Raw genomic sequence first — 15,590 nt, 5'->3', positions numbered from 1 at the left:
CCTACTCCCCAGTAAGTAATTTAGCATGTACAATCATACGTTTGCCTTTATCTTTAGCGGCACAAGTTGATAATGTTAGAACTCTATCATTCTGCTCAACGGATACAGGTATTGAGAATATGGAATTGTGTTTTTCTTTATTCATATAGGTTATAAATTCTTGTTCGTTTGAAAACTCCGTTTTCAGCAATTTGGTATTGTTGGCAAAATAGATTGAAAAAATCTCCCACTTATATGTACGACCTTGAAAATTAAAACGTATGAATTTGTGTTTTTGATAATAGCGTTGACCCTGATAATCTTTTAAACTTCCAAACATACTTTTATCTTTCATGTTATGTCCATAAAGAATGGTATGTTGGTTTAATTTGTTTGCCGAATTTTCATTGTCCATAAAAATAGTCCCGACAAAATCAGGCTCTTTTCTGAAATTGTGCCTTAAATAAAAATGATTGTCGTCCCCTTTAACAACCGGATAGTTGATTTTTGTGTCGTCAATTCTGATCCAACCAATACAATCTTTATTTATCCGTTTTAAGGCTTTAAGACTATCTTCGGTCTTCTTAGAACTGGTTTTCTTCTCTTTCTTGTTAAATGGATCATAGATTTTTTGTATAGCTTCATACTTCTTCGCAGACTTATGGTAATGATCAATCTGGCTGATTAGCGAATAGGCAGAATATACAATCACAACTAAACAAGTGGTAATTACAACCCATAGAACTTTACTCTTTATAGAACCATCACCCCATTTTTAGCTTATAGAATATTTCGAAAATAGTAAAATATTCCTGATAATTATATCAGAACGAACTGGAAATTTATTAGAAAATAAAATAACAATGTTCGACATACATGAGGATTTATGTCGATTTTATATGAACGGATATATAATTTTGAAGAAGGTCTCAAAGTAATTCTTAATTTACTAACCAAATTTTTCATTAATAGGTGGTGTTAAATTGCAAGGTAAAACTATGAAATAATTGTGCAAATGAACAAATAAACCGAGTTTCTACTATTATATAAGTGTTAAAAGCGCTTGCAAGAAAATAATAAAAAAGCGAACTCAATTAAGAGTCCGCTTATTGATTCGTAAAGTATTTGATTAAATAGTTACTCCATACCTCATACCCTTTTTCACTGGGAGCACTCATATCTGGTTGTAAGTACTCTTTAAAGGCATCCGTATTTGGATCGGGCCAGGATGACCAATGATCAAGATAGGCAATCTTATTATCCTCTGCAAACTTCTTCAAGATGGCTACCTGACTAGGATAAATCTTGGCTTGATACAGTGGATACGAGGGCTGAAGAATAAAGGTAGTGTCAGGATTCTTCACTTTAATATCGTTCATCATTTTTGTTAAATCCATTAGGGTGTTATCTGGTAATACCTCTCCGTTATTAAGTAAAATAAACGGCTCCAGTACAATTAAATCAGCCTTTTCGGCGGCTATTTCTTCCTGATTATTCATACTAATAAACTTGGTGGAGGTAGTATTAAAGGTTTTTAGCCCCACTTTAATATTCTTAGTCCCAAATGTTTCTAGAAGCTTTTCTTTCACCTTGGGATAACTTCCAGCCGTATCTGAACCAATTGCCGGTGACCCAACAAAAAGGATTTTATAGGTTTTTTTCTCTTTTATGGCTTTCTTAAAGGTTTCAACAGCTGCTGATGGCCAATTAGAAGTATAGACTAGTATATTTTCCTTTGAGGATGCAGTAGTAACCTCCTCATTTGCCTGCTTGGAGGGTATGGAAATAGAAGGTTGATTCGAAGCAACCGCCATTTTTTTATTCCAATTGGAATGTCCCAAAATTAATACTGTAAGGCATGCAATCCCTAAAAGTATAGTAAAGAAATTCTTCATTTATGATACCTCCAAAATATTCTGCACCTCCATTATAGCAAAAATAATTTGATAATTACTTCCAATTTTAATTTTTATCTACAAATAATTACAAAACAGTGTAAAATTAAGAGAAGTTAAACCAAATATTTGACAAAAACAACACGAATATTACAAATTAAACCAACATTTACCTACTTTTTATGCTATAATACTTTTGGTTTATTTTTGGAAATAAAGGGAGGACAACATGGAAGAAACCATTAGTTTAAAAGAATTGTTGGAAACATTGCGTAAACGACTAAGTTTGATATTGAGCATAACATTTATTGCCATATTAATTAGCGGAGTAGTTAGCTACTTTTTCATAACACCTATTTATCAAACGTCCACACAATTGCTTGTCAATCAGGCAAAGAATGATCAAGCTACGTATCAATACAATGAAGTACAGACCAACCTTCAATTAATCAATACCTACAATGTCATTATAAAAAGTCCTGCCATTCTTGAAAAGGTCATTAAAGAATTGAATTTAGATATGACAGTTTCAGAACTTAATGGAAAAATTTCTGTTCAAAACGAAAAGGATTCTCAAGTAGTAACTCTATCTGTTCAGGATAAAGATGCTACAACTGCTGCAAAAATTGCCAATAAAACTGCCGATGTGTTTAAGAATAATATTGTAAAAATCATGAACGTTGATAATGTTAGTATTCTAGCAAAAGCAACCGTGACGGATGAGATATCGCCAATTAAGCCTAGGCCATTATTAAACATCGCCATAGCAATGGTGGTTGGTTTAATGGCTGGAGTAGGATTGGCCTTCCTTTTAGAGTATTTAGATAACACGATTAAAAATGAACAAGAAATTGAAAAGTTGCTTGGTTTACCGGTACTAGGGTCAATTGCAATGATGGATGATGCACAGTCAAAGAACGGTAAGAAAAGAAATACCGGTAGAAATGCGAAACTAAGAGGTGAGACGATTGGCTCTTAACAGAAATAATACGAAATCAATAAGTAATAGAAGAAATATCATTACTATGTCTGACCCAAAATCACCAATATCTGAACAGTATCGTACAATCAGAACAAATATTCAGTTCTCATCAGTGGATAATGAAGTGAAATCATTGATGGTCACCTCAACTGGACCGGGAGAGGGTAAATCCACTACAGTTGCGAACTTAGCGGTTGTATTTGCACAGCAAGGGAAAAAAGTACTGCTAGTGGATGCAGATTTAAGAAAACCAACAGTTCATTATACATTTAATCAAACGAACACTTTTGGTTTAACAAGCGTGTTAACAAAGCAAATGAGTTTAGAAAAGGCTGTTGCTGATACGGATGAAAAGAATCTTTTCGTGTTAACGAGCGGTCCTATACCGCCTAATCCCGCTGAGTTATTAAGCTCAAAAGCGATGGAACAATTTTATCAGGATGTACTTAATTTATTTGATGTTGTCTTATTTGATACGCCGCCGTTATTAGCGGTTACAGACGCGCAAATATTAGCTAATAAATGTGAGGGTTCCATTTTAGTAGTCTCAAGCGGTAAAACAGAGAAGGATCAAGTAGTGAAAGCGAAAGAATTACTTGATTCAGCACAGTCTAAACTATTAGGTGTGGTCTTAAACAATAAGAAAATGAAAGACACAAATTACTATTATTATTATGGGGTTTAGTGACAAGTTTCGACATTTTTCACCCCTTTACCTTCATAATGTAAAGTGATACTATGATAAAAGTCGTGTATTTATGACAATAATTTGGAAAGGGTGTGCGTATAATGGTGGATATTCATTGTCATATCTTGCCGGGAATTGATGACGGAGCAGGAAATATGTCAGATAGCATTCTGATGGCAAAGGAAGCAGAGAAAGAAGGAATCCATACCATCATTGCCACCCCTCATCTCAATAACCAATACGATAACCGTAAAGAGTTAATCGTAACAAAAGTTCAAGAAGTAAATCAGGCACTAAAAAACGACGGAGTGAATGTGACGATCCTTCCAGGGCAAGAACCAAGAATCTACGGTGATATTTTAGATGATTTAGAAAAAGATGAGATTCAATCTTTAAATAATAGCCAATATCTATTTATTGAGTTCCCTTCAAACCATGTCCCAAGATATACAGAGAAACTTTTATTTGATATCCAAGTAAAAGGGCTAACCCCAATCATTGTCCATCCCGAAAGAAATTCGGAATTAATTGAACGGCCTGACTTGCTTTACCACTTAGTTGAAAAGGGCGCTTTAACTCAGGTAACCGCATCGAGCTTATGTGGTTATTTCGGTAAGAATATTAAGAACTTTTCTAATCAGATTATCGAGGCAAACTTAGCCCATTTTATTGCATCTGATGCTCACAACATTACCAATCGGACCTTTAAAATGATGGAAGCATTCGATCTTATTAATGAAAAATACGGTACGGATTTTGTTTACCTATTTAAAGAAAATGCTGAACTATTGATTACGGGTAAAAATGTCATCAAGGAGATACCTGTTCAAATTAAAAAGAAAAAGAAATTTTTATTTTTCTAAAATACTAAGTGCCGAGAATGACAGATTTTATTACTATCTCAATTAGGCCAAAGGCCTAATTCGGCGAGGCTACCCTGTCCGTTATCCATGGGGGCACTCGATCATGCTGTGGGAATGGGGATGTAATTCCTTATCCTTAGACGTTAGTCGTCGAGAGCATGATGTGAGGATGGGTTAGATGCCCTCTTTAAAAAAACAATACTAAATATCTAATGAAAAGGTAGGTATGAAAGCACTTGCACTTTCATTAGATATTTATTTTTTTGCCCTAGTATTTTATTAGGAAAAGATACTATTAGATAAACAAAATAATTGGGGGAATAGAGTTGAAGAAAGTAAGAAAAGCCATTATTCCGGCAGCTGGGCTGGGGACTCGATTTTTACCAGCAACAAAGGCAATGCCAAAGGAAATGCTTCCAATTGTTGATAAGCCAACAATCCAATTTATAGTGGAAGAAGCGGTTGCCTCAGGTATTGAAGATATTATCATCGTGACTGGTAAAGGAAAGCGAGCAATCGAAGATCACTTTGATATGGCGATGGAGCTTGAGGAAAACTTGATCGAAAAGAAAAAATTTGATCTATTAGAAAAAGTTCAATTTGCTACTAATCTAGCAGATATCCATTACATCCGCCAGAAGGAACCAAAAGGGCTTGGGCATGCCGTTTGGTGTGCAAGAAATTTCATTGGAAATGAACCGTTTGCTGTCCTTTTAGGTGATGACATTGTTCAAGGTGCGAAACCTTGCTTACGTCAGTTAATTAATGAGTACGAAGAGACCTTCTCTTCTGTAATTGGTGTTCAATCGGTGCCTGACCAAGAGACACATCGTTATGGGATTATTGATCCTTCTTCACAAAATGGAAGATTGTATCAGGTTAACAACTTTGTAGAAAAACCAAAACCAGGTACAGCTCCATCGAATCTAGCGATTATGGGCCGGTATGTATTAACTCCAGAAATCTTTATGTTCCTTGAAGAGCAAGAAAAAGGTGCCGGGGGAGAAATTCAATTAACTGATGCGATTCAAAAATTGAATCAGATTCAAAGAGTTTTTGCTTATGATTTCGAAGGGAAACGGTATGATGTTGGTGAAAAGTTTGGTTTTGTCAAAACAACTGTTGAATTTGCTTTGCAACATGAAGATCTCCATGATGACATGATCGATTACTTGAAAAATCTCGTTTCTACTTTAGATAAAGAAAAAGTCATCTTATAGATAGAGAAGGAAGGGGTCTAGGTTGCCTGATTTAGCAAATCAAGATGTTGCGTATTTAGAGAAACAAAATGGCATGTTTCCGGTAAATAACCGGAGATTCTACTTATTTGGTAAGAGATTAATTGATATCATCGGTGCTTCATGTGGAATTATTTTTTTGAGTCTTCTTTTTATAGTTATCGCTCTGTTAATCAAGATTGAAGACCCCAAAGGAAAAGTATTCTTCTCTCAAAAGCGTGTTGGATTGAATGGAAAAGAATTTAAAATGTATAAGTTCCGTTCGATGGTCTCAAATGCAGAGGAAAAATTACAAGAGCTATTAAAGTATAACGAAGTATCTGGCGCCATGTTTAAAATGAAAGAAGACCCCCGTATTACCAAAGTGGGGAAGTTTATAAGGAAAACAAGTATCGACGAACTTCCGCAGTTATTCAACGTCCTTAAAGGGGAAATGAGTTTGGTGGGACCTCGCCCTCCTCTTCCTAGGGAAGTGGCTATATACTCTACCCATGACAAACAGAGGTTATTGGTTACCCCTGGCTGTACAGGACTTTGGCAAGTAAGTGGAAGGAATAGTTTAGGGTTTGAGGAAATGGTGGAATTAGATATTCAATATATTCGTAAACGTTCCATATTTTTTGATATAAGAATTATTATCAAAACGGTCTTAGTCTTATTTGGTTCAAAAGATGCATTTTAGGAAAGAGGTACAAAAAAATGATGAATACAAACTCGAAAATATATGTAGCTGGCCATCGTGGTCTTGTCGGTTCTGCGATTGTTAGAAAACTAGAAGAAAATGGATACACTAATTTAGTATATCGTACTAGCAAAGAATTAGATCTTAGAGATAAAAGTCAAGTAGATCATTTCTTTGCTGAAGAAAAACCTGAATTTGTTTTTCTTGCAGCTGCAAAAGTAGGCGGTATTGTAGCAAATAATGAATACCCAGCTGACTTTATCCGAGATAATCTTTTGATTCAAACGAATATCATTGATGCAGCATATCGAAATGATGTTAAAAAGCTTTTATTCTTAGGAAGTACATGCATTTATCCAAAGATGGCACCACAGCCATTGAAAGAAGAGTATTTATTAACTGGAGAGCTTGAGCCAACAAATGATGCTTATGCGATTGCAAAAATTGCAGGTATTAAAATGTGTCAATCATATAATCGCCAGTATGGTACAGATTATATTTCAGTTATGCCAACCAATCTTTATGGTGAAAATGATAACTTTGATCTTCACACATCTCATGTTTTACCGGCATTAATTCGTAAGTTCCATGACGCAAAGGAAAACAATGCTCCATTTGTAGAGGTATGGGGAACAGGTACACCAAAGCGGGAATTCTTATATTCGGATGATCTTGCAGATGCATGTGTGTATCTAATTAATAATTATTCTGGTAATGATATCGTAAATATCGGGGTTGGTGATGACCTTCCAATAAAAGAATTAGCAGAAAAAATTAAAAATGTAGTTGGGTATACCGGTCAGATTCAATTCGATACAACAAAACCCGACGGAACACCAAGAAAATTAGTAGATGTAACAAAGCTTAATTCTTTAGGCTGGAAAGCTACTACTTCACTAGAAGAAGGTTTAAAGAAAGCTTATCAATGGTTTTTAGATAATCAACTAACAAAAGTAAACTAACATATATTGGAGGACAAAATGAAAAAAGCATTAATTACAGGTGTAACAGGACAAGACGGATCGTATTTAGCAGAATTTTTATTAGAAAAAGGCTACGAGGTTCACGGAATAATCCGCCGCAGTTCTTCTTATAATCAAGAGCGTTTAGAGGATCTTCTTACAGAAGAAGAGGCTAGTGCATTATTAAACAATAGTAACTTCCATCTTCATTATGGTGATGTGACTGACGCATTAAACATTACTAGAATCATCGGTGAAATTCAACCAGATGAAATATACAACCTAGCAGCGCAATCGCATGTTCGTGTTTCTTTTGACATGCCTGGTTACACATTAGATGTTGATGCTAAAGGAACATTAAATATACTTGAAGCGGTTCGTATCTTAGGCTTAACAGAAAAAACGCGTGTATACCAAGCTTCAACATCCGAACTATTCGGAAAAGTGCAAGAAGTACCACAAAAAGAAACAACACCATTCTATCCACGTTCTCCTTATGGTGTGGCAAAAATATATGGTTTCTGGATTACAAAGAACTATCGGGAATCTTACAATATGTTTGCTGTAAATGGAATTTTATTTAACCATGAATCAGAACGTCGTGGCGAAACATTTGTAACTCGTAAAATTACTCTCGCAGCTGCTCGTATAGCCCAAGGAAAACAAAGAAAATTATCTCTTGGGAATTTAGAATCATTACGAGATTGGGGTTATGCAAAAGACTATGTTGAATGTATGTGGTTAATTCTTCAACATAATAGGCCAGAAGACTTTGTTATTGCGACTGGTGAAATGCACACTGTACGTGAATTTGTTCAACTAGCATTTAATCATGTTGGTATTGAGTTAGAATGGACTGGTAATGGAGTTGAAGAAAAAGGTATTAACAAAGCAAACGGTGAGGTAATTGTTGATGTTGATCCTAAATTTTTCCGTCCGGCTGAAGTCGAACAGTTATTGGGAGATCCAACTAAATCTAAGACTTTATTAGGTTGGAATCCAACAAAGACTCCTTTTGAGGAATTAGTTCGTATTATGGTAGAAGCAGACATGAAGAAAGTTGAAAAAGAAGAAAAAATCAAAAAAATGTTTGATTAATAGGAATAATTTTGAGGTAGGTAATGTATCTACCTCAATTTATTTTGAATATATAGAATGTAAAAAAATATTTAGAGGCCGTGCTGTTTGTACCAGGAGTTGCGTGTAGCCTCAACAATAAGGAAGAATACTACATGGTTAATAAGATACAAACTGAAAAAAGGAAGCTTTTAATTTACGCTCATTATTATATACCTGATGTAGCGTCTACTGGTCAGATTTTAAAAGAACTGGTGGAAGGAATGCTTCATGCCTTTGATATAACAGTAATATGTGTTGTTCCTTCTTATACCGGGAAGGTTGCTGAAGAGTATAAGACCAAATTGTTTTATAAGGAAGAAATTAACGGAATAAAGATTATCCGTATTCGTGTTCCGGAATTCTCAAAAAGCAACAAAATAAGTAGAATTAGAAATATCCTAGCATACTTTTTTGGATCTATGCTAGCCACTTTTCAGGTTGGAAAAATGGATTATGTGTATTCCATATCCCAACCACCTATTCTTGGAGGTTTGATTGGCGTATGGGGGAAATGGATAAAGCATGCAAAATATATCTATAATATCCAGGACTTCAACCCTGAACAAACAATGGCTGTGGGATATAGTAAGAATAAGTTTATTCTTAAAGCAATGATGTTTTTTGATAAATTCAGCTGTAAAAGCGCCGATAAGGTGATTGTGGTAGGGCGTGATATGGTAGAAACTCTAAAAGATAGATTTAAAAATAAGAATGTTCCAAATCATGCGTTCATCAATAATTGGATTGATGAAAATAAAATATATCCACTAGAAAAGTCCAACCTTCAGGTAGTGGGGTTTAAAAAAAGGTACGCGCTGGATAATAAATATGTGATTATGTACAGTGGTAATATTGGACTGTACTATGACCTCGAAAATATTATAAATGTTATAAAGAAATTCCCCCCTGGAACTAGAACTGCTGATGGCAGAGAAGTTGTGTTTGCTTTCATTGGGGCTGGTAGTATAAAGGACAAATTGGTGAGTTTTAAAGAAAAGAATAACATGCACAATGTTGTATTTATTCCATATCAAGACAAGGATGACTTAATATACTCATTAAACGCAGGGGATGTTCACTGGTGTGTAAATGCAAAAGGAATAAAAGGAGTGTCCGTTCCTAGCAAATTTTATGGCTGTGTTGGAGCAGGAAAGCCTGTAATTGGTGTCTTAGAGGAAGGGTCAGAAGCAAGGTTGTTAATCGAGGAGATTGGATGCGGGTTAGTTTGTGAGCCTGGAGACTATAAAAGTATAGAGAGAATAATAGGTCAGTTTTTAAAAATTAATGCTGAAGAACACAAGACTATGGGAATGGCTGGTCGAGATTATTTAATAAGAAATTTAACCAAGGATGTTTCGGTTTGTAAATATGTGCGAGCTATTCAAGAAAGTTAAGAAATTTTACCAAGTCTTTTTAAAAAAATGTCTATTTATACCAAATTACTATTTATTTTTTTACTAATTAAATCTTAAAATATTTTATTAATCACCTGTACCAGTGTCTGTACTAATTAACCTACACTATAATAGTTTTCACTAATTCATTGTGTATCAGGAAAGGGTTTACCATGAGTAAAATAGCAATTATAGGATTTCATAACTTGCATCTAATGCAGTTCCTATATAAATATACTGAATTATTGGATGCAAATGATATTGCCTACGATGTAATATATTGGGACCGAGATATAGATAGCAGTATTAAGGTGAAAAAATTTAAAGGTACCCCAGTCTGCTTCAGGTACAAAATGGATAATTATCAACCTAAATATAAAAAAATAATAGGGTTTTTAAAATGCCTCTTATTCGTCAAAAAGACGATAAAGAGAAATCGGTATGATAAGTTAATTTTCCTGACTACTCAGACTGCATTACCACTATATTTGACAACAATAAAATATAAAGGAAAATATATTTTTGATTATAGAGATATTACATTTGAAGATATAGGAATTTGCAAACGTTTGGTCCGCAAAATTATTGATAACTCAGTATTTACTGCAATTTCTTCTAGAGGTTTTGTCCGGGTACTTGGAGACAGTGAAAAGTTTATTACCGCACATAATTGTAGTGATTTGGATTTATTAGAGATCACAAACACAAAAAAAAATTCGAATGTTATTCGGATTGTATTCTGGGGGATGGTAAGGCAGATTGAGTTCAATAAAAAAGTTTGTGATATGTTTGCGAACGATGATCGTTTTGAAGTGTTATTTCATGGCGAAGGCTATTATCTAGAGCTACAGGCTTATTGTAGTGCTCGTGGGTATCATAATATAACATTCACAGGCCGTTATTCTGTAGAAGAAATAAAAAAGTTTGCTTCGAATGCTGATATCCTTATGAATTTATATGATAATGATAAACAACAGAAGTGGGCGATGACAGTAAAGCTGTATGATGGTATTCGATATCAGTTACCAATGTTAATTACTAAGGGGTCATACATGGCAGAATATTTGGAAGGCTATAAATTTGCTTATCCAATTGAAATAGGGAAAACAAATTTAGATGATATTGAGTTTTGGTATAGAAGCCAATTTAATTCAGATAATAGTTTTGAAAAAATATATGAAAACATAATAAACGATGAAATGATATTCAAGAAAAATTTAATAGAATTTGTATTCTAAGAGGGTACTAGAATGAAAATAGCTGTATTCATAAACAATATTAATATTAAAGATGTTGACTGTAGTTGTATGCGTAAGGGCAATCCCGGTATTGGCGGCACTGAATACTGTTTTCTCTTATTATGCGAGATGTATAAAATGTATTATCCACAGGATGAGATTACTATTCTGGCGACAAGCGAAGGAAAACTACCAAATGTTGACTCAATTGAGGTTGTAGGCGGAATTCAAAATGTAGTCGAAGTGTGTAAAAGTATACATGCAGATATACTGGTTATTAGTGCTGTGGATGAGGGGAATCCACTACCGGATGTTCTGCTTAATGAGATAGAAAGAAATCTGCAAAAGACAGTTATTTGGGGACATAATTTTTACCTTAGCGATTTTGCTACGAAGCTGGCCAAGAACAAGTATATTAGAGCGAATGTGTTTGTTGGAAAGCAACAATATGATCGCTATTTAGACCATTCGTTGATTTACAAGTCAACGTACATTTTCAATATGTATCCTAAATCATTAACGTTTCCGCGGCAATACAATGATAGTAAGACAGTGACTTATATTGGGTCATTGGTATATCATAAAGGTTTTCACTTACTTGCAAAGTCATGGAAGGAAATTATTAAAGCTGTTCCGGGTGCACAATTATACGTAATTGGAACAGGGAAACTCTATAGTAGAGAATCAAAACTAGGTCCATATGGAATTGCAGCTGAAGACTATGAAAGACTTTTTATAAAAGGGTTGACAGATGAAAGAGGCAAACTGTTAGACTCTGTACATTTTTTAGGGATTTTAGGGGCAGAAAAAAATGATATCATTGCACAGACGAGCGTAGGCGTTGTTAATCCATCAGGACGTACTGAAACATTTGGATTAAGTGCATTGGATTTTGAAAGCCATGGAGTCCCGGTGGTAACAATAGGTAATGGGGGCTTTTTAGATACTGTAGTAGATGAATATACGGGATTACTATATTCTAACGTTAAAGACTTACCAAAAAAAATTATTTATTTGCTAGAAAATGCAAAGGTAAATCAGAAGTATGGAGAAAATGGAAAATTATTTTATGGAAAATTCTTACCAGAAAGGCTTATAGGACAGTGGCATGACTTGTTTGAGACAGTTATTAATGATTCTAAGTTAGAAGTCCAAATACCAAATGACTTTTATAAAGGACAATTAAAAAGACTTAGATTGGCCAATTACAAATTGAAAAGTGCATTGAAAATTCAATGGTTACCTTCTGTAATAACAATTGAAACAATTGCGAAAAAGATCATTAGAAAGGTGAAGAAATGATTAAATTTAGTGTTGTAGTTGTTTGTCTTAATGCGGGTAATGATTTAATCGATACAATTAATAGCATTCTAAATCAAACATATCAAAATTATGAGGTAATTGTAAAAGATGGACTTTCGTCTGATGGATCTATTTCTTTAATTCCAAAGGATAATCGTATTAAGTTCATATCCGAATCGGATAGTGGTATATATGCGGCTATGAATCAAGCTATAAATTTTATAAATGGGGACTATGTTATTTTTTTAAATTGCGGAGACTTGTTTTATGATAACGATGTACTACTTAATACCGCTGAAGCAATTAACAATAATAAGTATGATATTTTCTATGGTGATTGCTACAATGTGCTCCAAGGACACTATAATTCATATCCGCAAAAGATAACATCATTTACATGTTATCGAACTATGATTTGTCACCAATCAACATTTTATGCAAAAGAAATATTAAGTAGAGGTTACGATCTAAAATATAGAGTTTTGGCGGATAGAGAACTGCTCGTATCGAGTATTGTGAAAGATAAAAAAAGTACAAAATATTTAAATTTTACCGTCTGTAGATATAAAGCAGGAGGCTTTTGTGAAACTCCTGAAAGTATTAATATTGCTAAAAGAGAAGAAAAAACTATAAAAAAGAACAATTATAATGGTTTAAAACGTATAAAATACGAGTTATTACTTTTCTTCACAATGAGAGAACTTAGGGCACTCTTAATTCGGAATGAAAAATTCAGAATGATGTATTATAAGACATTGAAAAGGATTTACTCCTTGAATAAGTGATTTTATATTTTCTTTTCCAATTTAAGTGGAACGAAATTTAAATATCATAGAAAGAGTGTAAGAAGGAGTGGCAAAATGTCTAATACTAAGATAATGTTTTCTATCGTTACACCAACATTTAATAGTGAAGAGTACCTTGAAGAGTGTATTCTTTCAATAAAGTCGCAATCATATAAGAATCTCGAGCATATCATCGTAGATGGCGGTTCAACAGATGGTACATTAAATATTATTAAACGCTATGAAGGTACTTATAATATGAGATGGATATCAGAAAAAGATGATGGCATGTACGATGCAATATCTAAAGGGTTTAGTATGGCAAAGGGAGATGTTTTTTCTTGGTTAAACTCTGATGACATGTATATGCCATGGACATGTGCTATTGTTGCGGCAGTTATGAAAGCAACAGATATCCAGTGGTGTACAGGGATTCCTTGCCACTATAATCCGGAAGGTATCTCTCATAATGTTCCTAGAATAACTCCTGTTTACCCTCAAAGCTATATCCGTAAGGGATATATGGACGGACGAGTGGCAACATTTGTACAACAAGAATCAATGTTTTGGAAGAAAGAATTATGGATTAAATCAGGCTACGTTCTTTCAGAATATAAGATGGCTGGTGATTACCATTTATGGAGGGAGTTTGCTAAGGATAATAGATTAGTAGTCCTAGACAGTATTATTTCTGGATTTCGAATACATGAGGGTCAAAAATCTTCTGACCGTGATAAATATTACTCTGAAATTGGTGAACTTACACTAATTAGAAAGATATTGGCAAAAACTAAAATTGTTTCTGTTGCTTGCTTGATAGAATCAATATTTACTCATTCCTTAAGAATTAGAACAAAAAAGTTTTTAAAATAAATAAAATACCTTTCGACTGGAGGCAAAAGGTATGATATTAGTAAATAAATTATGGACTTCAACCAAACTTTTTGCAACTGTTTGTCTGATTTGGTATTTGTCGGGTAGTTTATATTACATGTTTACTAACCGGAATATTCAAATTTTAGAGGTATTCGCTGCTTTAATAGCAATTTGTATCTTTTTAATAAAAAAAAGTAAATTTGTGATTAAACAAGATACGTTGTATATATTAATAATTTCATTCTGTGCACTTTTTAATCTGCTTTTAATATCTGGTGTTTCATTCGGTTTACTATTTTTATCGGAAGTCTGCATATTTGTTATAGCTTATGTTTTTTCAGAAAAAATTCCTTATGAGTCCTTTGTAATGTATACAATCAATATAATTTGCGGTTTGGCTTTGATTTCATTAGTTGGTTGGTTTTTTTCAGAAACTTTAGTAGATCACTATTTGGTCAGATATACTGGCAATTGGGACATTAGGTCCTTCTATGTTTTTAATATTAATGCCATGTTTCCAGAACGTAACAGTGGAGCTTTCTGGGAACCTGGAATGTACCAAGGATATTTAAATTTTGCAATATTGCTTATTATTTTGAAAACCAAAAGGAATAAATGGGATATTTTTAGAATAGTACTGCTAGCATTGACCGTATTCACAACCTTTTCTACTACAGGCTATTTAATACTTGCAATGCTAATTATGCTCTATTTTAGACAACATAAAAACTCAATGTTAAGAATATTTATGTCTACAGTAATCACTATTGTTCTTTTGTTTGTAAGTATGAACATAGGAACAATAATACAGTGGATTGAGTCAGTTTCTTTATACAGTATTACTAGCAAAATAACAACAGGAGATGTTTCATTTACAACTAGAATTTATGCGGGTTTTTGTGATTTGATAATTGCATTGCATAACCCATTAGGAGCTGACCGAAACCATCTTGCGGAAATAGTACAATTAACCGCAGCTTCAATTGGTAAAGCTGTGAGTGCTAGGACTAACACGTTTACTACTGCGTTTGCTTATTTTGGAATAGTTAATGGTATTTTTTACATTAGTTTGTGGATTAAAGGTTGTTTTAAATCTGGTACAAATGTAATAGATAAAATATTAATAACAATTATAATAACTATAATCCTTTCGACAGAACCTCATTATGATCTTTTGTATTTTAATATAGTTTTATTCTATTGGTTAAACTTAAAGAGTAGTAAACATTTATCTAATAAATTCAATGTGGTGCAAAAAAGTGAAGTTTAAAAATTTATTTCAAAGAAAAGCGCTCAAAGCCGGAATGGGTTACACGGTTGGTAATTACTTCCTTAAAGGAATTAGTATCATAACGATTCCAATATTTACTCGACTCTTGTCAACATCCGATTATGGCTTATATAACACCTATTTATCTTATGAAAGTATAATATATATTATTTTGGGAATGGCTTTGCATAGTAGTGTTAAAAATGCAAGATATGAGTTTAAAGGGGAAATAGATAGCTATATATCCTCCGTTTCATTACTTGCTGTTTTTAATTTAATGATATTTTTAATAATTGGAAATTTGGTTAGTGAATATA

At 33.6% G+C, this 15,590-nt stretch carries 16 protein-coding genes; 14 read left to right on the top strand and 2 right to left on the bottom strand.

Translation table 11 applies throughout. The features are described from left to right. Position 1: 1 nt before the first annotated feature. Together srtB and V7077_RS12655 are read right to left on the bottom strand one after the other, a co-directional pair. A complete protein-coding gene (gene srtB / locus V7077_RS12660) occupies positions 2 to 709 on the bottom strand; it encodes a class B sortase (protein ID WP_335502074.1) in 708 nt (235 codons plus the stop codon). A gap of 376 nt (positions 710 to 1,085) precedes the next feature. Next, the gene (locus V7077_RS12655; protein WP_335502017.1) at positions 1,086 to 1,874 is read right to left on the bottom strand and encodes an SGNH/GDSL hydrolase family protein; all 789 of its coding nucleotides are present in this window, start codon (positions 1,872 to 1,874) and stop codon (positions 1,086 to 1,088) included. Positions 1,875 to 2,103: 229 nt separating this feature from the next. Here V7077_RS12655 and V7077_RS12650 point away from each other — a divergent pair, with 229 nt between their 5' ends. From V7077_RS12650 to V7077_RS12585, 14 genes are all read left to right on the top strand, one after another. After that, entirely contained in the window at positions 2,104 to 2,853 is a 750-nt protein-coding gene (locus V7077_RS12650) for a YveK family protein (protein ID WP_335502015.1), read from the top strand. Between the two features lie 46 nt (positions 2,854 to 2,899). After that, positions 2,900 to 3,541 carry a CpsD/CapB family tyrosine-protein kinase gene (locus V7077_RS12645; RefSeq protein ID WP_335502072.1) on the top strand — a complete coding sequence of 214 codons (642 nt, stop codon included), beginning with the start codon at positions 2,900 to 2,902 and terminating at the stop codon, positions 3,539 to 3,541. Positions 3,542 to 3,645: 104 nt separating this feature from the next. Continuing rightward, on the top strand, positions 3,646 to 4,407 hold the full coding sequence (locus tag V7077_RS12640) for a tyrosine-protein phosphatase (RefSeq protein WP_335502013.1): 762 nt from the start codon (positions 3,646 to 3,648) through the stop codon (positions 4,405 to 4,407). A 326-nt stretch (positions 4,408 to 4,733) separates the two neighbouring features. Continuing rightward, positions 4,734 to 5,627: a UTP--glucose-1-phosphate uridylyltransferase GalU gene (gene galU, locus V7077_RS12635; RefSeq protein ID WP_335502011.1), complete on the top strand. Its 894-nt coding sequence runs from the start codon at positions 4,734 to 4,736 to the stop codon at positions 5,625 to 5,627. A 73-nt stretch (positions 5,628 to 5,700) separates the two neighbouring features. Further along, positions 5,701 to 6,327, top strand: coding sequence for a sugar transferase (locus V7077_RS12630; RefSeq protein ID WP_335502069.1), 627 nt, complete (start codon positions 5,701 to 5,703; stop codon positions 6,325 to 6,327). 20 nt (positions 6,328 to 6,347) lie between these two features. After that, positions 6,348 to 7,289 carry a GDP-L-fucose synthase gene (gene fcl, locus V7077_RS12625; RefSeq protein WP_335502067.1) on the top strand — a complete coding sequence of 314 codons (942 nt, stop codon included), beginning with the start codon at positions 6,348 to 6,350 and terminating at the stop codon, positions 7,287 to 7,289. An 18-nt stretch (positions 7,290 to 7,307) separates the two neighbouring features. Next, positions 7,308 to 8,387 (top strand): GDP-mannose 4,6-dehydratase, encoded by a 1,080-nt coding sequence (gene gmd, locus V7077_RS12620; protein ID WP_335502009.1) that lies wholly within the window; start codon positions 7,308 to 7,310, stop codon positions 8,385 to 8,387. A 134-nt stretch (positions 8,388 to 8,521) separates the two neighbouring features. Then, positions 8,522 to 9,802 carry a glycosyltransferase family 4 protein gene (locus tag V7077_RS12615; RefSeq protein ID WP_335502007.1) on the top strand — a complete coding sequence of 427 codons (1,281 nt, stop codon included), beginning with the start codon at positions 8,522 to 8,524 and terminating at the stop codon, positions 9,800 to 9,802. A 173-nt stretch (positions 9,803 to 9,975) separates the two neighbouring features. Further along, positions 9,976 to 11,040, top strand: a complete 1,065-nt coding sequence (locus V7077_RS12610; RefSeq protein ID WP_335502005.1) for a hypothetical protein — start codon at positions 9,976 to 9,978, stop codon at positions 11,038 to 11,040. A 12-nt stretch (positions 11,041 to 11,052) separates the two neighbouring features. Further along, the gene (locus V7077_RS12605) at positions 11,053 to 12,342 is read left to right on the top strand and encodes a glycosyltransferase family 4 protein (RefSeq protein ID WP_335502002.1); all 1,290 of its coding nucleotides are present in this window, start codon (positions 11,053 to 11,055) and stop codon (positions 12,340 to 12,342) included. Then, entirely contained in the window at positions 12,339 to 13,127 is a 789-nt protein-coding gene (locus V7077_RS12600) for a glycosyltransferase family 2 protein (RefSeq protein ID WP_335502000.1), read from the top strand. Before V7077_RS12605 ends, V7077_RS12600 begins: the two co-directional genes overlap by 4 nt. A 75-nt stretch (positions 13,128 to 13,202) precedes the next feature. After that, positions 13,203 to 14,000: a glycosyltransferase family 2 protein gene (locus tag V7077_RS12595; protein WP_335501997.1), complete on the top strand. Its 798-nt coding sequence runs from the start codon at positions 13,203 to 13,205 to the stop codon at positions 13,998 to 14,000. Between the two features lie 31 nt (positions 14,001 to 14,031). Further along, complete coding sequence (locus V7077_RS12590; protein ID WP_335501995.1) at positions 14,032 to 15,273, top strand: hypothetical protein; 1,242 nt, start codon at positions 14,032 to 14,034, stop codon at positions 15,271 to 15,273. Next, positions 15,263 to 15,590, top strand: a 328-nt coding sequence (locus tag V7077_RS12585; RefSeq protein ID WP_335501993.1) for an oligosaccharide flippase family protein, incomplete at its 3' end; no start/stop codon positions are given. The genes V7077_RS12590 and V7077_RS12585, both read left to right, overlap by 11 nt.

The sequence above is a fragment of the Neobacillus vireti genome (genome assembly GCF_036962465.1).
Lineage (GTDB): Bacteria > Bacillota > Bacilli > Bacillales > Cytobacillaceae > Neobacillus > Neobacillus vireti_B.
Note: the sequence above shows the minus strand (reverse complement) of the source record. Positions and strands in the feature narration are given on the sequence as shown.